Source organism: Acinetobacter sp. GRABPA_MV_2 (genome assembly GCF_056725885.1).
This window is the reverse complement of record NZ_JBWZNA010000001.1, coordinates 167,736-194,342: the sequence shown is the minus strand read 5'-3', so window position 1 is coordinate 194,342 and position 26,607 is coordinate 167,736. Positions and strand designations below refer to the sequence as shown.

The following is a 26,607-nucleotide window of genomic DNA, read 5'->3' as shown; positions in this document are numbered from 1 at the left end:
CCCTATACTAAAACCATCTAAATTAAAAAATTAACTTCTAAAGCTCAGATTTACTCACTAATACATCATAAATAATATTCGCAAACTGACGCATCTTAGAGGGATCACTCATCAACTGCATAGTTTGTTGATTATGTGCAGTATTACTATCTAAAACAGCATCATCTAAAGCACTATCAAACTCACCCAACATTGCTTGTTCACGAGTATTATTTTGAATTTGCTTCATCATTTTAGTGTTTTCAGACATCTTGTCTGCTACCGTATATACATAATTAATCATGTCCTGATCTGTCAGCTTATCGGTAATAAATACTTCATTTACACGCTGCAAGATGACTGATAAAAATTCTTCATTTTTATTTTTTGGCTTTGCCGTACCCAAATCATTAGCTGGTTCTAATTTATGTTCAGTACTATTGGCTTTAAGTTGGATATCCTGCTGCCGAATCTTAGAGAGTCGATAATGGCTCATAGCAACATTACTTAAGTCAATCACATCTTCATCAGCCGCTTGCTCACGCAATAATGGTCGTAAGTTACGAGCAAACAAACTGATTTTTTCGAGCTCTTCATCGTTATATTCTACAATCTGTGACATAAACTCATAAAAACGCGTAAAACTACCTAAATCCTTTTTAAAGATTTCGAGTGCATCACGCGCTTTTTTCGCTTCGGCAAATTCATTTTCAGCATTGGCAATTAAAACGGGTTCGTCTGTTCGTTTAGTAATTTCCAAACGATTTTTTGTCACATCATAATCATTAATTGCTTTCGTATAGCTTTGCTGCCAACGTTGCATCGCAGGTTTACAGATATTGGCGAGTGCAGCATTGGATTTATTTTTGCTATAGAAAGCATCAACAAATTGTTCAACTTCGGTCATTAAGAAAATACGTGCTGCTTTAAGTTTTTCAGCTAAGTCATAGACAATATCAGGATTAGAAACGTCTGCTAGTTCTGCTGTTTGGTAATAAGGTTGGAACGCATCCAAAATATCTTGCGGATCGTTAAAGAAATCCAGTACAAATGTGCCGGACTCTGCCTTACCAGGATAGATACGATTTAAGCGTGATAAGGTTTGTACGCATTCCACACCACCTAATTTTTTATCGACGTACATCGCACAAAGTTTTGGCTGATCAAAACCTGTTTGGAACTTATTTGCCACGATCATTACTTGAAAGTCATCACTGTCAAATGCCTTACGCATTTCACGGCCTTTCAAGTTCAAATTCATATTGCTTTCAGTAAATTTTTGCCCAAGTAAATGACGGCTGTCCGCATCATTTTCAGCAAATTCTACTTCACCTGAAAATGCCACCATCGCTTGAATATTGGCATAATTTTGTTCAGCCACATATTTATCAAAGGCTTGCTTATAGCGTACAGCTTCTTTACGTGAACTCGTTACCACCATCGCCTTTGCTTGGCCACCCAATAGGCCCATTACATTCTTTTTAAAATGCTCAATGATCACACGTACTTTTTGAGAAATATTATGGTCATGTAAACGTACCCATTGATTTAGTTTAATCTTGGCTTTTTTTGCATCGACCTGATCGTCTTTTTCTTCAATTTTCTGCTTTAACTTATATATGACTTTATAGTTTGTATAGTTTTTTAAGACATCCAAAATAAAGCCTTCCTCAATTGCTTGGCGCATTGAATAGACATGATAAGCTTCAGGTTTATTGGTTTTAGATGGTGGTAAACTTGGATTGGGCAAACGTCCAAATAGCTGTAGCGTTTTATCTTTTGGCGTTGCAGTAAAGGCATAATAACTTAAATTATAATTACCAATTCGAGCTGCCATTGTTTCTGAAATTTTTTCATTTGTAGATTTATCTTCATCAAACTCATCAGACATCAATACTTTTTTTAGTTCAACTGATGTCTTACCACTTTGAGAAGAATGTGCCTCATCAGCAATTACAGCATATTTGCGTTCTTTTAAACTAGTACTATTTTCAATTGCATCAAGTACGAAAGGGAAAGTTTGAATGGTCACAATAATAATTGGCTGCGCCATTTCCAATGCTTTTGCCAATTTCTCAGATTTGGAACCATCACCTTCTTTATTATTAATTCGTCCGACCACACCGTCAGCATGTTCAAACTGATAAATCGTATCTTGTAACTGCGCATCGAGAATAGTTCGGTCAGTCACTACAATCACTGAATCGAACATCTTTTTATTGTTAGCATCATATAGGCTAGACAGTTGATGTGCGGTCCATGCAATTGAATTAGATTTACCTGAACCTGCACTGTGCTGAATCAGGTATTTTTGCCCTGTACCTTCTTTTAAGGAATCTTCAACCAATTTAGTGACCACTTTCCACTGGTGGTACCGTGGGAAAATCAGGCTTTCTCTTTTATATTTTCGCCCTTCCCAATCTTCCTTTTCTTCAATCTGTAAATGGATAAAGTTGCCCACGATATTCAGCAAGCTGTCTGGGGTCAGCACTTCATTCCATAGGTAACCTGTGGCGTATTCATTCATATCTTCAGGCACATCATTACCCGCACCTTGTTCTTTAGTGCCTTTGTTAAATGGCAAGAAATAGGTATTGTCGCCATTGAGATGGGTTGCCATATACACTTCATACTGACTCACCGCAAAGTGCACCAATGCCCCACGTTTAAAGCAGAGTAAAGGTTCAGGCTTATTGGTTTCAGGGTCTTTTGGCAGGCGTGTTTTTTTGTACTGTGCCATGGCATTTTGCACAGCTTGTTTAAACTCTGACTTGAGTTCCAGCGTTGCCACAGGAAAGCCATTAATAAACAGCACTAAGTCGATGCGCCATTTTTTGGCTTGTTTACCTGTTGCTTCTAATTCGGCTTTGTTGGCGTATGGGCTATACACCAACTCAGGTACGACACGGCAAATATTCTGTTTATAGATTTCATTGAGTTCAGGGTTTAGGCCATGTTCAGGTTTAAACTGGCAAAACGAAAAGCGTGTACCACGGGTTTTCAGTCCATGACGCAATACGCCCAAAGTTCCATAACTGCGAGATTCGATATCAGTCGCATTAATATTCGCTTTTTTAAGTTGTGCTACCACAGTATCTAAAAAATGACGTTCTGTATCATTGGGAAAAATACTTTTAAATTTTTGCCACTCTAAGTCTTGGGTCTTTTGTACAAAGTCTAAAACATCTTGTTCGTATAAGGCTTTTTCACGGTTGTAGCCCTGCGCTGAACCCACCAGCCAACCATGGCTTTGCATTTGCGTAATGATGTCTTGTTGAAAGATAGTTTCTAAAGTTGCATCCGATCTCATGCACTTAACTCCATGTTGTTTTGATTATTATTTTTATTTGAGCTTTGCCAATGACGAACGTCAATTTTTCCTGTTACGGCTGCGGAAATAAGCGCTGTACGGCGTTCTTTTAATAATTCAACTTGTTGATAACATCTATTTTCCAGTTTTGAAAATCGATCAAACTGTTTATTTAGATAGCTAAGTATTTGCTCACGTTCATTCTTTGGTGGCGCTAATATCGGTGTTTCCTTAATATTAGTTGCAGATATGGAAGCTAGGTTTGTACTTTGCTTAGATTGTCTAAAAAAATGGAATTTTGCGTAACTTGCTCTAGTTAAAATATCTAACCATTCAGGCTCAATTAGGGTTGTTCGAATAGCAAAAACATGATTTTGATGAATACAGTTTTTTATCTCATTACGCCAAACAGCACCTCGACCTAATTTGTCATTATCTCCACCTTCATTCATGAGAACATCACCATTTTGCAAAAGATATCTTTCTAACTGCTCTGGTTCGATATCAATCTGATGAACTTCATCTAAATTAAGGTAACCATCTTGAACATTAGCTACACGCAACATTGGAACGGAGATTGATATTTTATCCTTGAGGTCTTTACCCTTTGCAATACCAGATTGAATGTAGCCAACATGCTTAAGACGACATATACGCCAATGCTCAGGCACTTCCCCTAACCATTCCACACCTGAATCTTTCATCGGTACATTTGGATTTAAACCTTTAGTCACAGCATGACTAATCACTGCCTGGCGTTTTTCTTTAAGCAGTGCAATCAACTCTTCTTGTTTGGCAATAAGGGTGTCAATTTTTGCAGTTTCGTAGTCGAGAAAATTGGCGATAGTTTGAGCTTCATCAAATGGTAGCTCTAGTAAATTTGCATTTTTAATCAATTCTTGGTTAAGAATTTTTGCACCATAGATATTAGTAGATGCATTTTCAATAACAAATTGTGGAAGAACATAATATAAAAATGATAGTGGCAACTTACTTTTATCTAAGAATGATGCTATCGCTTCATTGGTATACATATCACAACCAGCAAAAGATACCGCACCAACAGATAATTTAAAGCTATACATTAAAGAGCCTTTAGGAGTTATATCCATAGAAGCCTCTAGCGCCGCTTTATCAGAAATCTGTTTCGATGTACTCGTAATAGTTTTCGCTTTTAAGTCAGAGATATTTACCCAAAGATTTTCTCCAATAAAATTAGTATCGTTTTTAGTTGGTGGTGTCCATCCAACTTGAAATGGTGCTAAATACTTAACCTTACTTACTCGCCAATGACTAGGAATCTCCCCTAACCACTCAACAGCAGACTCTTTATATTCAGCATATTTCTGATACTTCGCCATTACGAATGCACCTCTTGTAGAAGCGCCATAATTTCACGGCTCACAGCATCTAAGTCAGCATCGATCTCCGCCAAATCACGTGGCGGTTGATACACATAAAAATGACGGTTAAACGGAATCTCATAACCGACTATGCCAATCTCGCCATCCTGTGCATCACACTTATCTGCATTAATCCATGCATCAGGCACATGCGGTTGCACTTCACACTTAAAATAAGACTCAATTAAATCGATGGTGCTTTGATTTGGATCAAGCGCAATATTTTCTGCATCACGCAAATCGCCATCCTGAACAAACTCAACCACTTTGCCCTTATAATTAAACTGACCGTATAGCGGGTTTTCTTGTACTTTAATGACTTTATTAATTACAGGTTCAGCTTCAGGATTTTTCCAAGTGATGGCATCCAAGAACTGCTTTTTCTCTTTCGCTTCGAGTTTAATGCTGGTGTCTTTTAAAGCCTGTTTAAGTAGCTCATCAAAGATATTAAAATCATCAAACTGTGCTGTACCGATCTTGGTTTGTAAGCTTTGTGCTTTATGCATTAAAGCCCGTTGTTCAAGCCAGAGTTTTGGTTCAAGTACAGTTTTAATATCTTTTTCTTTGAGTTCACTAAATTCAGCTTTGATCAATGCACGAATTTCAATTTGAGCATCATCACTCAACTGCCCATAGCTTGTTTCAGTCCACTCTTTGCCATAACTTTCATAGACTTTTAGCATCACGGCATTAAATGGCTTAGGTGCAAAACGTAAAGTTGCAATTCGGTCATCAGACAGTTGCGCTGATAAACGTAACGGACGTTCAATGGTCACACGGCGATAGCCAAACTCATAGCTGTTAAAAATTTTGCTTGAGAATGGTTTTTGCTGTTCACTTTCACCATCTAAAGTCAGTGTATCTACAGCTTCAAACGCTCCATAGTTTTGGGTAATTGTCTTAATTTCTGATTCTGTTAGATAGTTACGCTTTGAACCAAGTGACTTACGCATTTTCGAGCTGAGGTTCGATGCATTAATTAAATGCACTTTGTCTTTACGTTCAATATCTTTCTTATTGCTGAGTACCCAAACATAGGTCGCAATACCTGTGTTATAGAACATGTCTGTAGGTAAGGCGATAATCGCTTCAAGCAAATCCGCTTGTAAAATATAACGGCGGATTTCACTTTCACCACTGCCTGCACTACCTGTAAACAAAGGTGAACCATTTAAGATGATACCAATTCGACTGCCTTGACCAGTGCTATCCACATCGCGCATCTTGCTAATCAAATGCATCAAGAATAACAGTGAACCATCAGACACACGGGGTAAACCAGCACCAAAACGGCCATTAAAGCCTTTTTGTTGATGCTCATCTTTAATTTCATCTTCGATCTTTTTCCAGTCCACACCAAATGGCGGATTTGACAACATATAGTCAAATTTTTCATAAGTGAGCTGATCGTTAGATAATGTATTTCCTAGCTTAATATTACGGACATCTTGTCCTTTAATTAGCATATCTGCTTTACAAATAGCATAGGACTCTGGATTAAGTTCCTGACCAAAAACACGCATCACTGCTTCAGGATTATGCTCATAAACATATTCCGTACCGGAAGATAAGAAACCACCTGTCCCAGCAGTTGGGTCATAAATGGTCCGAATCACTCCTTCTTTATTTAAGGCATTATCATCTTGGCTAAAAATGAGGCCAGTGGTGAGTCGTACAATATCTCGTGGAGTAAAGTGCTCCCCTGCGGTTTCATTCGAACTTTCAGCAAAACGTCGAATAAGCTCTTCAAAAACCAAACCCATATCATGGTTAGAAATATTTTCTGGACTTAAATCGGTTGAAGCAAATTTCTGAATGACTTTATAAAGTAAGTTTGCATCATCCAATAAACCCGTAAATTCATCAAACTTAAAATATTCAAAGATTTCACGCGCATCTTTTGAAAAGTGTTGGATGTAATTACCGAGATTTGCCCGAATATTCTTTTGCCCTAAACTACTCAAATCAAGCTCTGAGGTATTAAAAAAAGATAGGCCCTGTGTTGCCTTTAGTAACATTTTTTCTTTTGCTTCTTCTGGTAAAGGCATCACCTTCACTTTTTCATTTGCCTCTAAGACACTGGTTTTACTACCCTCAAACACACATTCTAAACGGCGTAGTAATGTAAAAGGTAAAATTACTCTCCCATATTGGGACTGCTTAAAATCTCCTCGTAGTAGGTCAGCAACAGACCAAATAAAAGCAGCAACCTGAGAAAAGTTCGTATTTGTCATGTTTACTAAAACCTTATGTACAACTATTAATTTTAATTGGTCAATAAAAAAGCCCCAAATAATTAAATTTGGGGCTTTTTCGAATTTTGGTGGAGATGGCGGGAGTTGAACCCGCGTCCGCCAGCACTACGCTCGAGAATACTACATGCTTAGATATCGTCTATTGTTTTAACACCAAGTGACCCGACGAACAGGGTACAAGGTGCGATCCTCTAAGTTTGGTATAAAGCCCCGAGGCTTGACTCTATACGGACTTGTGTGCGTGCGCTACGGTCGGGTTCCTAAACCACAAGTATTCTAGGAAGCGGACAAACTGCCCTTAGGCAGCTAGAGCGTAAGTTTCGTCGTTTGCGACTATTAAAATGCAAATTTTATTTACGAGAGAAAATGCGCTCTCGGCATGCATCTATGAGTTTCATCACCGGCGTCGAAGCCAATAACATCCCCATGAATGTCTGAACATCATAGCATAACTAAAATAAAATGCTGTGCAATTTATCAACAGTCTGCTACTGATGAACATATTTACATAATGGAGAGCCTTTTGTTTTTTTCAAGGGCCACATAAAAAAGCTGCCAAAAATGACAGCTTTTTTTTAAAGGTGGGTCTATAAAGCACCATTGCCTAAAACAATACCTTCACGGCGTGGATCTACCCCACCTGCGTATTTACTCTGATTATTTATATTTACTTTCATAATCGTTGAAATACCGCTGGTTTGCGCAGTGTTCGATATGCCATGCCCTTTTGCTTTTAAGCCTTCAATCAGGTCAACTAAAGAAAGCTGTACATTCGAGCTATCCACATTGGTGTTTTTGCTATTGGTCGCACCAAAGTTAACAAGTGAAGTCGCCTGCTGTGCATTTAAGTTCCAGTCCAATGCACCCACCAAAGTTTTAACCACATATTGAATAATCGTACCGCCACCTGGTGAACCTGTTGCCATATAAAACTCATCTGGCGTGGTGCCTTTAAACACTAAAGTTGGCGCCATAGTACTACGTGGGCGTTTGCCTCCTTCTACACGGTTGGCAACCAGTGCCCCAGTGCTATCATAAGGATTCGCGCTAAAGTCAGTTAACTGGTTCGATAGCAAGAAACCATCCACCATGTGGAATGAACCCATGCTAGATTCAACAGTCGATGTCATTGAAACCACATTGCCATAGGCATCTACAATCGTGAACTGAGTCGTGCCATGTTCAACAGTCGTGTCGACACCCGAAGCTGGGTTGAAATTACCTGCTGGTGCAACGCCCATACTTTGGTTCGGGTTAATTAGTGCTGCACGTTGTTTCAGGTAATTTTTATCAATAAAACTTGCAATACCCTGTGCTGGTAAAGCGACAAAGTCAGTGTCTGCCACATATTTATCGCGGTCGGCGTAGGCCAAACGCTCTGCTTCAGATACTAAATGCACGCCCATCACATCGGGCACACCACCTTCATTCTCAGGGTTTTTAGGTGGGTAAAGCGACATATCAAAGTTTTCTAAAATACCCAGCGTCTGTGCAACTGCAATCCCTCCTGAAGATGGAGGTGGCATGGTACATACATAGTAACGGTCACGGTACGTTGTACAAATCGGGTCGCGTTTTTTAACCTGATAGTTCGATAAATCCTGCAAGGTCATTAAACTTGGAGTAATTGGAGTTCGTGCTGGGTCATCCCCTAACGTCTGTCCTGCTTTCGCTACAATCGCTTGGGCGATCGGGCCAGTGTGCAGCGCATTTGCGCCTTGCGTGGCAAGTGCTTCAAGCGTTTTTGCATAGGCCTTATTGGTCATGGTTTCACCTACTTTACGTGGTGAACCATCTGGGTAGAAATAGGTCGCCATTGCATTTGCATCGAGTGCTAAATTGCTTGCATTGCTTGCAATTGCATCTGCCAAACGCCCCGGAATGCGAAAACCGTTATCAGCCAAACCAATCGCTTCACCAAAAAGTTGGTTCCACTTAAGTTTGCCATGTTCTTTTTGTGCTTGTTCAAGCAAACGCATCACACCCGGTACACCAATCGAGCGACCACTACGGCGGGCACTTGGTACAGGTGCTGGTGAATTTGGGTCATATATATCTTGGCGAATTAAATAATATTCGTTGGCTGCGGCTGGTGCGGTTTCACGGCCATCGTATGCAGTGACTTTTTTGGTTTTGGCATCGTAATACATCATAAAACCACTGCCAGCAATGGTGCTCGATTGAGGCTCGACCAAACCTAACACCGCTTGTACCGCAACGGCTGCATCGACTGCACTACCGCCTGCTCTTAAAACATCACAGCCTGCTTTTACCGCAAGTGGTGTGTTTGCCACCACCATATATTTATCTGCGTATTTAACCGTGTTGCCGAGTCTATAACCCGACGCACCCTCAGGCGCTGCTGGATCATCGTTTTGGTTTGAACCGACCACCACGCTTGATCCGTCTTGGGCCAGTTTGCTACAACTGGTCGGGTCATTATCTACAATTAAATTGGGCGGGGTTGTATTTGAATCATCCTTGGGCTGATCTGACGAGGAGTCATCTCCACATCCTTGTAATAAACCGACTGCTAATAAACTACTGAACAAAAATGAATATCTTTTATTCACGTGATAACTCCAATATATACGCCTGCCTATCCATGCAATTGCCATGCAAGCTTCTTTGTTTTCAGGTCTTCAGTTTTTTAATCTTTGATAAAAATAAAGTTTTAATAATATTAAATGATTGAGGACATTTATTTTGTGCTCTGTGTAATGTCTCCTTGTTTGTCATCACACTCTTTTATAACTGATTTGCCCAATTCTGGCATGCTTTATTTCTTTAAATATAGGCAAAATCTGCTATTTATAAACTCACTCATTTTGTAGTTGGCCTAAAAAAAGCACCTACGAAGAGATGCTTTTTTGTGTTTAGTGAGAAGGCATGCCACTGACCTGTTTGGGTTTTGGACACAGCCAAATGACCAGACCCGCAAAGACAAACACCATTGCAAATAGCAAAAACACATGGTTTGCCGACATGGTAATGGCTTCTTTATCGACAAGGTTTGAAATAATTCCTAAGGTCGAGTCAGCCGAAAAACCATTTTGCAAAAGTGTGTTTTGTACTTCAGCAGTATTTAGGTTTGACACCATTTCACTACGGGCAACTTTGGCGTGGTCGTCCCACACTGTCACTGCAATTGAAGCGCCAATCGCCCCTGCCATGGTTCTTAAAAAGTTCATGAGGCCCGCAGCAGATGCAATTTCGTGCTGGAGTACCGAACCGAGTGCAATATTCGACAATGGAATAAAGAAGAACGGTACAGCAAAACCTTGCAGGATTTGTGGCCAAGCCAGCGCCATAAAGTCGGCATCTGTGGTCCAAAATGCCCGCATTAAGGTCACACCACCCAGCAAAATCAAACCAAAACTCGCCAGGGCACGTGGGTCATGTTTGGTCGAGAGCTTTGCCACAATCGGTGACATGGTCAAACTACCAAAGCCCATGGTTGCGGTTAAATAGCCGGCCCACGTGGCGGTGTAAGAAAGGTTCATTTGCAGCCACTGCGGAATCAGTACAATACTGCCAAAGAATGCGCCAAAACCAAGTGACAAGGCCAGTACCGAGATTGCAAAACCCCTATGCCTAAAGACTTTGACGTCTACGACGGGATGTTTGTCGGTCAGCTCCCATATCAGGAACACCACAAAGCCAATGGCGGCAGTTAAAGCTAAAACGATAATGCTGGTGCTGTTAAACCAGTCGCGTTCGTGCCCTAAGTCAAGCATGAGCTGTAGCGCACCAATCCACAAAATTAACAAACCTAAACCGACCGTGTCGATTCTTAAAGAAATGGTTTCTGTTTCAGCTACTCTTAACAAGCGCATTGCTGCTAATACACAGACAATACCAACTGGTAAGTTAATAAAGAAGATCCAGTGCCAAGACAGGTTATCACTAATCAGACCACCCAAAATTGGTCCTAAAATTGGCCCAACGACTGTGGTCATTGCCCATAAGCCCATCGCCTGTGCATGCTTTTCTTGAGGGAAAATGCGCATGAGTAAGGTTTGACTGAGTGGCATAAGCGGACCACCGCATAGACCTTGTCCAATACGGAAAAACACCAGCATGCCTAACGAGTTTGCTAGTCCGCACAAGAAAGAAAAAATGGTAAAACCAATCAGACCAAAAATAAAAACCCGAACGGTTCCAAAGCGACCCGCAAGCCACCCTGTTAAAGGTACACAAATCGCTTCTGCAACAGCATACGACGTAACAACCCATGTTCCTTGTGTACTTGAAACGGCAAGGTTACCGGTAATGTGCGGTACAGATACGTTGGCAATGGTCGTATCGAGCACGACCATAAAGTTCGACAAGGCAATAACAAACGCTGCCAGTATTAAACGGCCACCGCTTAGTTCGGCAAAAGGTGTTTGCGTTTTCATAAGCGTTTACTTCGCAGATAAGTCGACTTTTGCTTCCATCGACAAGCCAACACGTAGTGGGTGTTCAGCAAGTTCTTTTGGGTCAAGTGCAATACGAACCGGTAAGCGTTGAACCACTTTAATCCAGTTTCCTGTTGCGTTTTGAGCCGGAATTAAGGCAAAGGCAGAGCCTGTACCACCAGAGAAGCCCATCACTTTGCCGTGATATTCAACGTCATCACCATATAAATCTGAAGTCAGCGTGACCGCCTGACCCGGACGGACTTTTTTCAACTGACTTTCTTTGAAGTTTGCATCTACATATAAATCATTGAGCGGCACAATCATCATCATGCTGGTGCCCGGTGCAACCCGTTGGCCGACTTGAATATTACGACGCGTAACCACACCATCGACTGGCGCACGTATCACGGTACGTTCCAAATCAAGCTGAGCTTGTTCAACATGGGCTTGTGCAACTTGTACATCAGGTGTTGAAGTCTCGCTTACACCCTGAATTAACGCTTCGTTTGCAGCTAAGGTGCTTTCGGCTGCCTTACGACTAGAAGTCGCTTGTGCAAGGCCGGCTTTAGCAAGCTCTAGCCCTGCTTTAGCTGTTTCAACTGCACTTTGTGCTTTGGTGAGTTCTTCTTTAGACACAGCGCCAGAGGCAGCAAGCTGTGCACGGCGGTTCAGTTCTAAAGCAGCTTTGTCATAGTCGGCCTGTGCTTGAGCAACTTGTGCTTTAGCACTATTAATTTCGTCAGCACGAACCACCACTTGAGAGTTTAAAGAACTACTGTTTGCCGCAGTTTGTTTATATTGGCGTTTTGCTTTGGCAAGCTCTGCCTCGGCTTGAGCTAATGCAATTTTGGCATCACGGTCATCAATACGAACCAGCACATCACCGCGATGTACCGTTTGGGTATCTTTTACCAAAACCTGAGCGACCTGTCCGCTCACCATTGAAGTAATTTGCGCGGTTTCTGCACCGACATAGGCATTATCCGTACTCACCGAATTATTTAAAAATAATGCCCAGATTGCATACAAAATAGCGGCGATCAATAAAATTAGCGCAAAAAAACCAAGAAATTTTTTGCGCTTGTTTTGATTGTTTTCATCCGAGGCAGATGTTGTTGGCACTGTTTCTTGTACATTGCTTTGTGCATCAGTCATGGTATGTTCCTAAAGATGAGTTGGCTTTGCCATCAATCTCGCACTACACCTTGTTATAGAGTTTTTATTTTTCTATAAACAAGACATACCGCATTGTCAAAGGAGCTAATTTTAACGCTAAAACCTCATAATATGAGAATAAAAATTTATAACTCATGCGTTCGTTCTAATTAAATTAATGTTTATCTCAAAGTTTTTGTAAAAATTTTAGCTTTTCAAACACTAAAAAAAGCGCACTTGGCGCTTTTAAAGGGTTCAATTTATTGCTTAATAGGCATATGAAGCAATGCCGGCAGCAATCGCTTTATCTTCATCATTGACCATGGTCATGCGCATGGTACAGCCCTTACGACCTAAACGTAGTACTTCGGCACGTGCAATAAAATATTTACCACGCCCCGGTGCTAAATAATCTACACGCATGTCGACTGTTGCCAAACGCGACACTTGCTTAATAGTTTCAGTTAAAGTTTCGGGAGTTGAACGGCGATATAGGTGTTCCATTGCCACAATTCCGCCAATACTATCGAGCAAAGTTGCAGCAACACCGCCATGCAAAATCTGAAATGCCAAATTGCCAATCAGGTTGGGTTGCATCTCGATATAGCCTTCAATGTGCCCGTCCACCACACGCATAATCATTCCACTATGCTTAAAAAAAGGAGAGCTATTAAACGCCTTACATAATTGGTTGAGAACCACAGTCAGGTCAGTTTTTGCACCTAAATGGATGTTCCCAGTCCAATTTTTCTTTTCTTCACTCATATGTTGCCTAAATTTAAAAGCATGATAAACGCCCATAATTTTGTACAAATACACCATTATGGGGCTACAATACAGCAGTCGGTTGACAGTAATGGAATATCCGCCAACCTATCCTAGTGTAATACCGAACATCGAGATTGTTATGACTTATACGTTCAATCGTCCTGCATTTCCAGCCACTCGCATGCGCCGTATCCGTAAAAATGACCAGTTGCGTGCGATGGTCAGCGAAACACAGCTCACTACCAATCACTTGATTTATCCAGTATTTGTATTACCGGGACAAAATCAGACCCAAGATATTCCAAGTATGCCGAACATTCAGCGTTTGTCGGCAGATTTGTTACTGAAAAAAGCTGAAAGACTTTTGGAATTGGGCGTATCAAAACTGGCTCTTTTTCCAGTTACCCCGCAAGAAGATAAAAGCCTCACCGCAGAAGCTGCATGGCATGAAGATGGTTTAGTACAAACCACATGTCGTCTGCTTAAAAAAGAATTACCAGAAATGGTGTTAATTACCGATGGTGCCCTCGACCCATATACCACTCATGGTCAAGACGGCATTATTGATGAAACAGGCTATGTGCTAAATGACGAGACTGTAGAATGCTTGATTAAACAAGCCTTAAGTCACGCAGAAGCAGGTGCCGAAGTAATTGCACCAAGTGACATGATGGATGGCCGTATTGGCGCAATTCGTCAGGCTTTAGAAGCTAATGGTTACATCTACACCAACATCATGGCCTACTCTGCAAAGTATGCGTCTAGCTTCTATGGTCCGTTCCGTGATGCTGTTGGCTCTGCATCCAACCTCAAAGGTGGTAATAAATATAACTACCAGATGGACTTTGCCAACCGTGCCGAAGCTTTACATGAAATCGCGCTTGATATTCAAGAAGGCGCCGACATGGTGATTGTAAAACCGGGCATGCCATATCTGGATGTGGTACGTGAAGTGAAAGATACCTTTGGTGTTCCTACATTCATTTACCAAGTGAGTGGCGAATATGCAATGTTAGCCGGCGCAATTCAAAATGGCTGGTTATCAGATTCAGTCATTTTAGAATCACTCATGTGCTGCCGCCGTGCTGGTGCAGACGGAATCTGGACTTACTTTGCAGAAACCGCTGCTGAAAAACTCAAGGAAATGAACTAAGTTCGCAGAGAAAGGATAACACTGCATGCATATTGCAATCATTGGCGCGGGCATAAGTGGATTAATGTCTGCGCTGGAGTTGGTTGAACAAGGCTGTAAAGTCAGCATTTTTGATCAACAACAAGCGGGACAAGCAGCCTCTTGGGCTGGCGGAGGTATTCTCTCTCCGATGTACCCGTGGCGCTATGTGCATGCAGTGAACCAACTTGCTCAATTTGGCAAAGCCTCTTATCAAGCATGGAACCAAAAGCTCTACCCTGTTACAGGGATTGATTTTGAAATTCATGACACAGGCATGCTGATTTTTGATGAAGAAGATTTTGACGTTGGACTTTCCTACGCCGAGCAGCATCAAGAACCGATGCAGCGCTGTGAATACTTACAACGAGATGCGCTAGAGCAAGTTAATCCACATATTTCCGATCAGTTTCAAGAAGCCATTTATTTCCCTGAACTGTCTAATATTCGCAACCCACGCGTTTTACAGTCACTGATTCGCTATTTAAAACAACATCCAAAAGTTGAGTTTTTCGAACACACTGCTGTTAAAAAACTGATTCAACAGGGCGATGTGATACAGGCGCTACAAACTGAAGATGGTCGAAAACATACAGCAGACCATTTTGTAATAACTTCGGGCGCTTGGAGCCATTACTGGAACTCACAATTACAACTCGAAATTCCAGTCGAACCTGTTCAAGGCCAAATGCTGTTATTTAAAACCCCTGCTCACTGGCTACCGACCATGTGTATGAATCGAGTGATGTATCTGATTCCTCGTATGGATGGTCATATTGTGTGTGGGTCAAGCATGGCACATCGTGGTTTTGACACCTCTACCGATGAAACTACGCAGCACAATATTTTAGAAGCGTGTTTAGAAATGGTACCTGAACTGGCCGATTTCCCGATTGTACATCGCTGGGCAGGCCTCAGACCAAGTTCACCAAATGGCGTTCCCTACATTGGCAAAATGCCTGAAATGGACAACCTATGGGCAAACTTTGGTCATTTTAGAAATGGTTTATGCATGGGTGCAGGTTCTGCGCAATTGCTCCGTCAGCTTATGCTGGATCAACCGACATTAGTGGGTGCCAAAGCCTATTCACCAGAGCGTTTGCAAAATAAAATCTTAGCCTGAGGAGAGTATATTCTCTAAAGCCATTTTTAACTGAGGATAAGCAAACTCAAATCCTTCTGCTTGTAAGGCAGCGGGTTTAACGTATTGCCCATTCAAAATCAATTGCGACTGCTCTCCTAGCAAACAGCAAAAAACCGTACTTGGCGCCGACAATAATGGTTTCTTATTGAGTACCGCAGCAGCTTGTTCAACAAAAGCTTTTTGAGTCACGTTTTCTGGCGCTACGACATTGTGAATTTGAGCAGATTGAGGATGCTGAAATATAAACTCAATTGCGTTTAATACATCTTCAATATGTACCCAAACCACAGGCTGACGACCATGACCAATTTGACCGACTAAATTGAGTCGAATAGGAAGCAACATTTTAGGCAAAATGCCACCGCCCTGCCCAAACACCACACCTAAGCGAATAATTTTAGTATTTTGTTGAGGATCTGCTAAAGCTGCTCGCTCCCACTCTTGGCAAAGCTGAGACATAAAAATAGGCTGTGGTGAACTTTGTTCTGTGCACACCTCTGTCCACTTTTCTTGATCATCTATTCCGTAATAACCAATCGCAGAACCAGACACAATCACTTCGGGAAAAATTTCAGACTGCTTGAGCCATACATACAGTTTTCGGGTCGTATTTACACGGCTTTCAATGAGTTGTTTTTTACGTGACTGGGTCCAGCGTTTCTCGCCAATATTTGCACCTGCCAAATTCACCACATAATCAATTTGTCGGGTCGAAATATCTTCAAACTTTTGTACCCACTGCAAGGCAGGATGGTCAGATGCCTTTCCAGCCTGCCGTGTCACAGCAATCACGTTATAATTTTTTTGTAGCAAGAACTTAATTAAATGTGTTCCGATAAAACCACTTGCACCTGTAATTAATACATTCTTATTCATATTTCCTCCTAAGCTGAGGATTCACGTTTTATTTAATTGTATAAGACTCATTTATATTTAATCGTATGAGTTTTCGTAGTGATCTATTGCACGTTAAACATTTTGTCAGCCATGCGCTGTGCTTGTTTGCCATAAAACCAGTAGGTAATTAAATAAAGCGGAATAGCTAACATTAAAAGCATAATCACCATAATGCTTAAAAACTGAGGCTGTTTGAGATAAAGCATAAAGTTCTGCAAAATCTCAGGGTCTTTTCTGGCAAATAAAAACAGACCAAATAAAACACCACACAAGTTATAGCCCCAAAAAATCAGGGTAAAACCCAAAGTAAATTTCTTTTTTTCTGGTACAGTTGGGGCACGGCGTTCTTTCTTTAAAAATTTAAATAAGACAAAAATCATTGCGCCTAAATATGGAACAGCTGTTAAAATACCACCTACACTCGCTGGTAATAGTGCTGCAACCACACCTACAATTAAGGTGAGCACAATGCATAAAGCAAAAAACCAGAGAAAGTAAGAACGTAATTTGGTCATATTTTTGCCTAATTTATGGGTTCAAAAAATAATTATAAATTTTTTTCGATTTTTTTTCATTTTTCTGTCAACCAATTCGAATCTCTTGACGTTATATAGGGTAATAAGGTCGCAGCAACCGAATACTTCCTTTGCACGGCATCCGCAAAATTGTTTCGGTGACCTTTCATTACGACTCTTTCCTTCCTTCGGATTAGGTTTTGTTAGCAGCCGAAACCCTTGATGAAGTTTTTGACCGACGATTCTCTCATCACTCGAATCGTCGGTTTTTATTTTCTAGCACTTTCATTTATTTTACGCTCACCATACACAATAGTGCTTTCGTGGCGATAAAGGCTATGCGTATACTTTTTACACCATAAAAATATGTTTTAAATAATATGAACAACATTGCCTATTTTGAAATCCAGTCTTCAAACCCTGCCCGCGATGCGCAGTTTTATCAAGCTGTGTTTGGCTGGCAATTTAAACTCGATGAAAGCTTACCGATTGAATATTACCGCATAGAGACACCTTCAATTATGGGTGGGCTATTAAAACGCCCCGCTCAAACACCTCCAATGGAATATGGCACCAATGCATTTACCTGTTCGGTTCAGGTCGAAAACTTCGATGAGGTAGCTGCAAAAATTTTAGCGCAAGGTGGTATTGTCGCAATGGATAAATTCGCTATTCCGGGCCGCGCTTGGCATGGCTATTTTGTCGATTTAGACCACAATGTTTTTGGTATTTTCCAAGTCGATGAAAACGCAGCTTAAAGATCTTATTTAACGACTCTATTTATTTTTAATATATAGCCACCGCCTTTTTATCGGTGGCTATTTCATATTGATTATTCGGCAAAGCTAAAGCTGGCTTCACATGTAATTGGGAAATTCACCGAATTGGCAATCATGCATTCGTGATGTGCTTCTTCATGCAGTTTTGCTGCAAGCGCTTGGTCAGCACCTTTTTCTAAAACAACTTCTGGTCTTAAAGTAATTTGGGTAAAGTGACCACGTTTAACTGGATCTGCATCTTCCATAAAACCAAGTGCATGGTCGACATAACTCAGCACATGAATATGATTGACTGCACACAGGTGTAAATACCAAAGCTTATGACAAGCTGAAGCTGATGCCACCAATAAATCTTCAGGGTTCCATCTGGTCACATCGCCTAAATAGGCAGGGTCTGATGAACCTTGAATCGTGGTTTTTTGCGGATGTTGAATGCTAAAGTCTCTTTTATATGAACGATAAGAAGAAGTACCTGTTCCTGTATTCCCTTCCCACTGTATTTTTACTTCGTATTCATGAATGGTCATTTTGTTCTCAAAGTTCATGGTTTAAGTCGATAGTAACAAAGCGGCGTTTAAAGTGAAAAATTTAATTCAAGTTTCAACTTAGGCTTAAATAACGAGCACTTTAAAATGTCTTGATAAAATCTCCTGCCAATTTATGCTAACGTATCTGTGTTTATTTTGGCTTGATGTCTGTTTCTATGTCCGTACATTTTCTACATACTTCTGACTGGCATTTGGGGCAGTTTTTTTATAATCATTCACGCCACTACGAACACCAACAATTTTTAAGCTGGTTACTCACTCAAATTCAAGAAAAACAACCACATGCCCTACTCATCGCCGGCGATATTTTTGATGTGATTAACCCCGGTTCTCAAGCACAAAAACAACTCTACCAATTTTTAGCAGATGCTCATCGCCTTGCGCCGCACATGCAAACACTCATGATTGCGGGTAACCATGACTCAGGCTACCGTATTGAACAGGTCGAACCACTCTTAGAAAAATATAACGCAAAAACCGTGGGCGTGGTTCGCTGGAATGAAGATAAAACCTTAGACCTCGATCGACTACTTTTACCTATTTATAATCAAAATCAGGATATTGTGGCGTGGTGCCTTGCCTTGCCTTTTTTACGTTCGGCCGAAATTACGGGTTTTAATGAACATACCACTAACAGTAAAAATGCGATTGCCTATTTGCACCAGCAACTCATTGCTGAAGCCAAACGTCGCAAGACACCAGACCAAGCGCTTATTTTGATGTCACATGCCCACATGCAAGGTGGAGAAACATCCGACTCTGAACGCCCAATTATTATTGGTAATGAAGAGGCGCTTTCAACAACTTTGTTTGAAGATGCTGTCGACTATGTCGCTTTAGGACATCTACATAAACCACAAAAAGTAGGTCAGCCACACATTCGTTATAGTGGCTCGCCAATTCCGCTTTCTTTTAGTGAAATTAACTATAAACACCAAGTGGTTGAGGTCAAAGTTGATCCGACTCAAGACACAGACAGCCGTTTGCAATTTGAAGCTGTCGAAATTCCACGTTGCATACAATTGCACCGCATTCGTGGTGAGCTAAACGAGGTACTGCAACAACTTAAAGCCTTGCCTCACGGCGTGATTGAAAATATTGACCACCGTGAATATGTGGATATTGAATATTATAGTTTAACGCCACCACAGCCTAATTTACGTCAGCAGTTTGAGGCAGCCCTGCCACCTGACCGCTACCGTTTAGTGCGTATTTCACGTCAATATGTGAATAAAGACGCGACCGATTCAAATACTACTCAGCACATTGCTCTTGAACCACCAACACCAGAAAAACTCTTTCAAAATATTTGGGAAAAACAAGGTTACAGCGCCGATGATGCTGTCTTAAAAGATTTTCTAAGCCTAGTACAAGAAGCACAAAAACATCTTGAAAATGATGCAACCCCTTAAGGATATGTCATGAAAATTTTATCCATTCGAATAAAAAATCTGGCATCTCTTTCTGATGAACACTTTATTGATTTTGAAAGCGCGCCTCTCGCCCATGCAGGTCTGATTGCAATTGTAGGGAAAACAGGCGCAGGTAAGTCAACCATTTTAGATGCCATGTGTCTGGCTTTGTTTAATCGGGTGCCTCGTCTTAAAGACAGCGATGGCAAATTAAAAGATGTTGATGGTTCCGAGTTACTCACCAACTCACCTTTAACTGTCTTACGCCGTGGTACAGGACATGGTTTTGCGGAACTTTGCTTTATCGCACAAGATCAAAAACGCTATTTGGCACGCTGGGAAATTAAACGTGCACGTGAAAACCCAAATGGTAAATTACAAAGCGTGCAACGCCATTTAAAATGTCTAACCGATGGTGTGGTGCTTGCCGATAAAGCCAAAGCGGTTGATGAAAAAGTTAAACAAATTACACAGCTTTCTTTTGAACAGTTTACTCGTGCTGTACTACTTGCTCAGTCAGAAGTGACCGCGTTTTTAAAAGCACGAGACAGCGAGCGTGGTGAGTTACTTGAGTACCTGACCAACTCCAGCATTTTCGCCAAAATCGGTGAATTGGCTTTTCGTAAAACAGCCGATATTGCAAAGCAGCGTAAACAGCTTGAAGAGTTTTTAGGACATATCGAAATTTTGTCTGATGAAGATATTGCGGCTTTTACCGAACAATATCAGCAAGCCGAGCAAAACCATCAACAGTTAGAACAACAAAAAAATGTTTTAGACAAACAACAACAATGGTTTGAACGTAAAGCAAAACTTGAACAAGAAGTTCAAGCTAAACAACAACAGTTTCAAACCCAGCAAAATCACCATCAGCAACTTGCCCCTGAACGTGAGCAATTAAAACGACTCGAAGTTTTCTCTGAAATACGCCCACAAGTTTTTCAGCAAGCTCAAAATTTACAAACGCTACAACAACTTGAGCCGCAAATTCAGCAAGCGCAAACCAAGTTTAATGATTTAGTACAAATTTTTGAAACCGGACAAAAACAATATCAACTTGCAGAACAACAACTCAAACAAACGCTCGATTTTGAGCAACAACATCAACAAGCTTTAAATCAAGTTCGACAGTCCATTCAAGAACGTGCCTTTATTGCCGATGAATATAAAAAGTGCAAAGAAAAGAAAAATGTACTTGAGCAGAAACTCAGTCCACTGCAACAACAGCAAAATACTGTGCAACAGCAGATTGCACAACTTGAGCAGAGTCAAGTTTATCTACAACAACAACTTACCCAGACTCAGCAATATGCTGTATTGGACAAAGGCCTTTCAGCGCATCTACATCAACTTGGGCAATTTATTCAAAATTACCAAACGATTGAACGACAGCTCGGTAACCCTACCCTTGCTCGCCAAAAGCTATCGGAAGCTAAAAGTGAAGTTGAACAACTCACAGCTTCACTAGGTACAGTTGAACAAATTGAGTTAAAGCTTGAACAGCAACGTAAAGATAAAGATCAGAAACTTGCTCAAATCACTCAGCTAGATCTGATTCAACAGAAAGTTAAACTTTATCATGAGTTATATGCTGAGCTTCAGCAATTCACTGAAAAACAAACTCAAGTCTCAGCCCAAGAACAGCAGCTTAAAACCGTTTGCCAGTTAGCTGAACAAGAATACCAAACAGCAAAAACTGAACGTGAAAAGTTACAGCACATTTTGCAACAGCAGCGTTTACTACACACCGAAAATATTGAGCAGTTACGGGCCAATCTTAAAGAAGGTGAAGCGTGTTTAGTTTGTGGAAGCACCCATCATCCCTACCGTATTGATGACAGTGCAGTTTCCAAAGCTTTATTCGATTTGCAGCAACAGCAAGAGCAACAAGCTATTGCACTCGAGCAAACTACATTTAATGCGTGGCAAACCCAACAGCATGCCCTCACCCAGTGTCGTGCCGAGCTTGAGCAAGTTCAGAAATATTTAGCTCAACTTCAGGCAAAACAAACAAACTTACAGCAAGAACTTGAGCAAGCGCTTAAGCTCAATCAGTTACATATTGAGCTTAATCAAGCCCCTGAACAAATCTTGCAAATACTAAATGAACTCAGACAAGCCACACAAACTGTTATAAGTTCATTTGACTCAGAAAACGTACGTTTAACCCAAGCGATTAAACAGCACAATCAGCTCGCTCAATCTATTCAGCACAATCAAAGCTTGCTCAATACGGCACAGCAATGGCAACAACAAGTTCAACATATTATTGAGTGCTTGTCTGAAACAGAACAGCATGCATGGCAGCAAGCAAGTAGCCAAACAGCTAAGCAGATTTGGTCAGTTTTAGATGCACGCGCTAAGCAACTTGAGCAACAAGAACAGCTTTCACAGCGTTTTGAACAGCAACAACAAGAACTTAAAATGTTAGCTGCCAACCTTGAGCAAATGACTAAGCAAATTGATGAGATCGATCAAAATCTCCAAGAGATTACGCTTAAAGGTCAGCAAAATAATGAAAAAGCGGTATCGCTCATTCAGCAAATGACAGGTCGCTCGGATCTTAAACCACATGAATGGTTAATTGAGCATGACGCCAAACGTCAGCAACAACAAACGGCATACCATGAGTCCAAACAACGTTTCGAACAAACCAGACAACACTTTGAACAGCAAAAACAGGCGCTAGATCAGCTCAAGCATCAACATCAACACACCTCGCAACATCAGCAGCAGGTTGATGAGCAAATTCAAAACTGGTTAAAAACCCATACTGATTTTCAAGCATCTGATCTTACGGCACTCATACAAATTAATTCAGCCCAAGAGCAAGACATTCGTAACCGTCTTAATTATGCAGAGCGTTTATTAAGTGAAGCCTCTTCTGCCCTTAAAACTATGCAAGAGCAATTGAGCGAGCACTTACAAACTCAGCCAGATATTGAATATGAAAAGCTTGTTAGCCTTATTCAAGACAATATTGTAGAGCTCAAAGCCCAGCTTGAAGTACGTGATCGCCTCAAGCTTAAGCTTGAAGTCCATCAGCAAAATCTGGCTAAACAGCAACAATATGCCGAGCAAATTCAAAATATTCAGCAAGAAGAACATCGCTGGAGCAAAATTTCAGGCTTGATTGGTGATGCCAAAGGAAAAGAGTTCCGCGACTATGCTCAGCAATATCACCTAGATATTTTAGTTGAACACGCCAACCAGCAACTGGCAATGCTGTCTCAACGCTATACGCTAAAACGTCTAGATCAGTCTTTAAGCCTTGCGATTATTGACCACGACATGGATGGAGAGACCCGCTCTGTTGCATCTTTGTCTGGCGGTGAGTCCTTCTTAACTGCACTGGCTTTGTCTTTAGCCATTGCCAATATGGCCTCGGGTTCAATGAAAATTGAATCGCTGTTTATTGATGAAGGCTTTGGTACTTTAGATGCTTCATCTTTACATATGGTCATGAATGCTTTAGACCAATTGCAAAATCAGGGACGCCAAGTCATTCTCATCTCACACATTCAAGAAATGCATGAGCGTATTCCTGTACAAATTCAGGTAAAACCACTCGGCGCGGGTGCAAGTACCATTGAAGTAGTAGGTTAAAACTAAAAAGCCCCGACATCCTGTCGGGGCTTTTTTAGATTCTGCGTTGGTATGACTCCTGTCGTACCTGTATGCATCCATTCATCACTGTTTATTGTTATTCTTAGAAACATCCTGTTTCCTGATGAGTTCATAGTACGAAAAAAGTATTGTCTACCATAGCCGCAAAAGGCCGCAATTTCTGTAAGATAAAGCTTACATCAGCCTTTTTGCGAATAGTCTCTAGCACCAAATAAGGCTGTTCCTACACGAACCATGGTTGAACCAGCAGCAATTGCAGCTTCTAAATCACTCGACATTCCCATACTTAAAGTATCCCAATCTTGTGGGTGGGCATGTTGGTCTTTCACAGCATCAAACAAGGCTTTAGCATCTGCAAATGCAGCAGTATTGTCAGGTGCTGGAATGACCATTAAACCGCGTAACTTGATTTTTGGTAATTGACTGATTTGAGCAACCAGCTCGGCAACTTCATCTGGTAAACAACCATCTTTACTGTCTTGCCCATCAATATTGACTTGCAAACAAATATTAAGTGCAGATTGATCATCGCCACGTTGGTTAGATAATCGCTCGGCAATAATTAAACGATCTACACCATGTACCCAATCAAATTTCTCGGCCAAATGCTTCGTCTTGTTGCGTTGAACATGACCAATAAAATGCCATTCAATGTCTAAGTCGTGTAAAGCTTCGATTTTTTCCAAAGCTTCTTGCAAATAGTTTTCGCCAAATGCTCTTTGCCCTGCTGCATACATTTCACGCAAACTTTCACTTGGATGTGTTTTCGATACGGCTAAAAGTTGCACAGTTTCAGGCGCACGCTGAGCATGTACACAGGCACTTTGGATTTGCTGTAATACGTGCTGACGCGCATCTTGCAGGTAATTCATTGACAAGGTTCTCATTTTCAAAAAACTTTTTTGCTTTTCACCTAAAGCGAGGTGTTGGTAAGCCTCGGTGAAAGCCGTATATTATTCTACAAAATAATGACATATTTTGATTTACTTGGGGAAATTATGGATATTACAGAGCTACTCGCCTTCTCTGTGAAAAATGGCGCGTCCGATTTACACCTATCTGCTGGCATGCCACCAATGATTCGCGTTGATGGTGAAGTCCGTCGCATTAACTTACCTGCTCTAGATCATAAAGATGTTCATCGTTTGGTCTACGACATCATGAATGATAAACAGCGTCGTGACTACGAAGAAAAACTCGAAACCGACTTTTCTTTTGAAGTACCCAACGTTGCTCGTTTCCGTGTTAACGCATTTAACCAAAACCGTGGTGCGGGTGCAGTGTTTCGTACCATTCCGTCCAAAGTACTCACCATGGAAGATTTAGGCTTAGGACAAATCTTTAAAGACATTTGTGACTATCCTCGCGGGATTGTACTGGTGACAGGTCCAACAGGTTCGGGTAAATCAACGACGCTTGCAGCGATGATGGACTACATCAACGAAAATCGTTATGACCACATTCTAACGGTTGAAGACCCTATCGAATTTGTACACCAATCTAAGAAATGTTTGATTAACCAACGTGAAGTGCATCGTGATACACACGGCTTTAATGAGGCGCTACGTTCAGCACTGCGTGAAGACCCAGATATTATTTTGGTCGGTGAGATGCGTGACCTAGAGACTATTCGTTTAGCGCTTACCGCTGCCGAAACAGGTCATTTGGTGTTTGGCACGCTGCATACCACTTCTGCTGCGAAAACCATTGACCGTGTGATTGACGTATTCCCTGCCGAAGAAAAAGATATGGTTCGTGCCATGCTGTCTGAATCTTTACAGGCTGTTATTTCACAAACCCTGCTTAAAAAGAATGGCGGCGGACGTGTCGCAGCTCATGAAATCATGATTGGTATTCCTGCCATTCGTAACCTAATTCGTGAAAACAAGGTCGCGCAAATGTACTCAGCTATTCAGACTGGCGCAAATCATGGCATGACCACCCTCGACCAAAGCTTAAAAAATTTGGTGTCTCGCGGTGTGATCAGCCCTCAAACAGCTCGTACTGCTGCCAAACAGCCTGAATCATTTCTATAAAAATAACTAGAGAATAAATATGGATTTTAATGACCTACTCAACCTCATGGTTGAAAAAAAATCATCCGACCTCTTTATTACAGATGGCGTTGCACCATCGATGAAGATTAACGGGCAAATTGTTCCCATTTCAAAAAATAGTCTTTCAGGCGAAATTATTGGACAACTATTACACTCCATCATGAGTGAAAAACAACGCAAAGAATTTGCTGAGACTCGTGAATGTAACTTTGCCATTATGAACCGTGATAAAACTGCCCGCTTTCGTGTGAGTGCTTTTCAGCAACGCGACATGCCAGGCATGGTACTACGTCGAATTGAAACTAAAATTCCTTCAATTGATGACTTGCAATTACCACCTGTGCTTAAAGATTTATCGATGACCAAACGTGGCATCATTATTTTTGTAGGGGCAACAGGTACAGGTAAATCGACATCTTTGGCTTCAATGATTAGCTATCGGAACCATAACTCTAAAGGTCATATCATTACTATTGAAGACCCGATTGAGTTTATTCATGAACATGCTGGCTGCATCATTACTCAACGTGAAGTCGGAATTGATACAGACTCATTTGAAATTGCCTTAAAGAATACTTTGCGACAAGCACCCGATGTAATCTTGATTGGTGAGATTCGCTCTCGTGAAGTTATGGACTACGCGATTGGCTTCGCCGAAACAGGTCACCTTGTATTAGCCACAATGCATGCGAACAACGCCAACCAAGCACTTGACCGTATTATTCACTTCTTTGAAAGTGACCGTCATAGCCAGCTCTACATGGATTTATCACTTAACTTAAAGGCCATGATTGCACAGCAACTTATTCCAACGCCTGATGGTAATTCGCGCCGTGCAGCGATTGAGATTCTCATTAACTCACCACTAATTTCAGACTATATACGCAAAGGCGAAATTCATGAAATTAAAGATTTAATGAAACGCTCACGTGAACTCGGTATGCAAACTTTTGACCAAGCACTGTTTGATCTTTATAAGTCAGGCCAAATTACCTACAAAGATGCATTAAAACATGCCGACTCACCAAACGATTTACGTTTAACAATTAAGCTTGCTGAAGAAAGTCCTGATCAAATTGCAGGCACAAATCAGCATCTAACCTTCGACCGACAGTAATTTCTTCATAAAAAAAGGAAGGTTAAACGTAACCTTCCTTTTTTATTTGTTTTCTTTGTGTGAAAAC

The 26,607-nt window shown here is 41.1% G+C and carries 18 protein-coding genes and 1 other RNA gene; 7 read left to right on the top strand and 12 right to left on the bottom strand.

Features of this window, described 5'->3' with window-relative positions:
- Positions 1–37: 37 nt before the first annotated feature.
- The 8 genes from ACXM0J_RS00915 to ACXM0J_RS00880 all read right to left on the bottom strand — a co-directional run bounded on the left by ACXM0J_RS00915 (position 38) and on the right by ACXM0J_RS00880 (position 13,270).
- Entirely contained in the window at positions 38–3,289 is a 3,252-nt protein-coding gene (locus tag ACXM0J_RS00915; protein ID WP_086264839.1) for a type I restriction endonuclease subunit R, read from the bottom strand.
- A complete protein-coding gene (locus ACXM0J_RS00910) occupies positions 3,286–4,650 on the bottom strand; it encodes a restriction endonuclease subunit S (RefSeq protein ID WP_086264838.1) in 1,365 nt (454 codons plus the stop codon). The genes ACXM0J_RS00915 and ACXM0J_RS00910 overlap by 4 nt, the downstream gene beginning before the upstream one ends.
- Complete coding sequence (locus ACXM0J_RS00905) at positions 4,650–6,926, bottom strand: type I restriction-modification system subunit M (RefSeq protein WP_086264930.1); 2,277 nt, start codon at positions 6,924–6,926, stop codon at positions 4,650–4,652. The genes ACXM0J_RS00910 and ACXM0J_RS00905 overlap by 1 nt, the downstream gene beginning before the upstream one ends.
- Before the next feature lie 87 nt (positions 6,927–7,013).
- Positions 7,014–7,373, bottom strand: a transfer-messenger RNA (tmRNA) gene (ssrA, locus tag ACXM0J_RS00900).
- A 161-nt stretch (positions 7,374–7,534) separates the two neighbouring features.
- Positions 7,535–9,520 (bottom strand): gamma-glutamyltransferase, encoded by a 1,986-nt coding sequence (gene ggt, locus ACXM0J_RS00895; protein WP_086264837.1) that lies wholly within the window; start codon positions 9,518–9,520, stop codon positions 7,535–7,537.
- Positions 9,521–9,823: 303 nt separating this feature from the next.
- Positions 9,824–11,347: a DHA2 family efflux MFS transporter permease subunit gene (locus ACXM0J_RS00890; RefSeq protein WP_086264836.1), complete on the bottom strand. Its 1,524-nt coding sequence runs from the start codon at positions 11,345–11,347 to the stop codon at positions 9,824–9,826.
- Positions 11,348–11,353: 6 nt separating this feature from the next.
- Entirely contained in the window at positions 11,354–12,505 is a 1,152-nt protein-coding gene (locus ACXM0J_RS00885) for an EmrA/EmrK family multidrug efflux transporter periplasmic adaptor subunit (RefSeq protein WP_086264835.1), read from the bottom strand.
- A 267-nt stretch (positions 12,506–12,772) separates the two neighbouring features.
- A complete protein-coding gene (locus ACXM0J_RS00880) occupies positions 12,773–13,270 on the bottom strand; it encodes a thioesterase family protein (protein WP_002121786.1) in 498 nt (165 codons plus the stop codon).
- 142 nt (positions 13,271–13,412) lie between these two features.
- Between ACXM0J_RS00880 and hemB the strand changes: the two genes are divergently transcribed.
- Positions 13,413–14,426: a porphobilinogen synthase gene (hemB, locus tag ACXM0J_RS00875; protein ID WP_086264834.1), complete on the top strand. Its 1,014-nt coding sequence runs from the start codon at positions 13,413–13,415 to the stop codon at positions 14,424–14,426.
- A gap of 25 nt (positions 14,427–14,451) precedes the next feature.
- Positions 14,452–15,567: an NAD(P)/FAD-dependent oxidoreductase gene (locus ACXM0J_RS00870; RefSeq protein ID WP_086264833.1), complete on the top strand. Its 1,116-nt coding sequence runs from the start codon at positions 14,452–14,454 to the stop codon at positions 15,565–15,567.
- Here the strand turns inward: ACXM0J_RS00870 and ACXM0J_RS00865 are convergent.
- Entirely contained in the window at positions 15,559–16,464 is a 906-nt protein-coding gene (locus tag ACXM0J_RS00865) for a TIGR01777 family oxidoreductase (RefSeq protein WP_086264832.1), read from the bottom strand. The two genes, ACXM0J_RS00870 and ACXM0J_RS00865, sit on opposite strands and share 9 nt — an antisense overlap.
- Positions 16,465–16,547: 83 nt before the next feature.
- A complete protein-coding gene (locus tag ACXM0J_RS00860; protein WP_032004218.1) occupies positions 16,548–17,000 on the bottom strand; it encodes an ABZJ_00895 family protein in 453 nt (150 codons plus the stop codon).
- Between the two features lie 380 nt (positions 17,001–17,380).
- Between ACXM0J_RS00860 and ACXM0J_RS00855 the strand changes: the two genes are divergently transcribed.
- The gene (locus tag ACXM0J_RS00855) at positions 17,381–17,758 is read left to right on the top strand and encodes a VOC family protein (protein ID WP_001059437.1); all 378 of its coding nucleotides are present in this window, start codon (positions 17,381–17,383) and stop codon (positions 17,756–17,758) included.
- Between the two features lie 74 nt (positions 17,759–17,832).
- On the opposite strand, the gene ACXM0J_RS00850 is transcribed toward ACXM0J_RS00855, so the two are convergent.
- The gene (locus tag ACXM0J_RS00850; RefSeq protein WP_213034388.1) at positions 17,833–18,306 is read right to left on the bottom strand and encodes an OsmC family protein; all 474 of its coding nucleotides are present in this window, start codon (positions 18,304–18,306) and stop codon (positions 17,833–17,835) included.
- Positions 18,307–18,470: 164 nt separating this feature from the next.
- On the opposite strand from ACXM0J_RS00850, the gene ACXM0J_RS00845 reads away from it, so the two are divergent.
- Positions 18,471–19,739 carry an exonuclease SbcCD subunit D gene (locus ACXM0J_RS00845; protein ID WP_086264830.1) on the top strand — a complete coding sequence of 423 codons (1,269 nt, stop codon included), beginning with the start codon at positions 18,471–18,473 and terminating at the stop codon, positions 19,737–19,739.
- Positions 19,740–19,748: 9 nt separating this feature from the next.
- Positions 19,749–23,345: an SbcC/MukB-like Walker B domain-containing protein gene (locus tag ACXM0J_RS00840; RefSeq protein ID WP_086264829.1), complete on the top strand. Its 3,597-nt coding sequence runs from the start codon at positions 19,749–19,751 to the stop codon at positions 23,343–23,345.
- Between the two features lie 200 nt (positions 23,346–23,545).
- Here ACXM0J_RS00840 and ACXM0J_RS00835 read toward each other — a convergent pair whose 3' ends face one another.
- The gene (locus ACXM0J_RS00835; protein WP_086264828.1) at positions 23,546–24,238 is read right to left on the bottom strand and encodes a YggS family pyridoxal phosphate-dependent enzyme; all 693 of its coding nucleotides are present in this window, start codon (positions 24,236–24,238) and stop codon (positions 23,546–23,548) included.
- Positions 24,239–24,364: 126 nt separating this feature from the next.
- On the opposite strand from ACXM0J_RS00835, the gene ACXM0J_RS00830 reads away from it, so the two are divergent.
- Positions 24,365–25,402 carry a type IV pilus twitching motility protein PilT gene (locus ACXM0J_RS00830; RefSeq protein WP_002121749.1) on the top strand — a complete coding sequence of 346 codons (1,038 nt, stop codon included), beginning with the start codon at positions 24,365–24,367 and terminating at the stop codon, positions 25,400–25,402.
- A gap of 19 nt (positions 25,403–25,421) precedes the next feature.
- Entirely contained in the window at positions 25,422–26,540 is a 1,119-nt protein-coding gene (locus ACXM0J_RS00825; RefSeq protein WP_032037409.1) for a PilT/PilU family type 4a pilus ATPase, read from the top strand.
- The last annotated feature ends 67 nt before the right edge of the window (positions 26,541–26,607 follow it).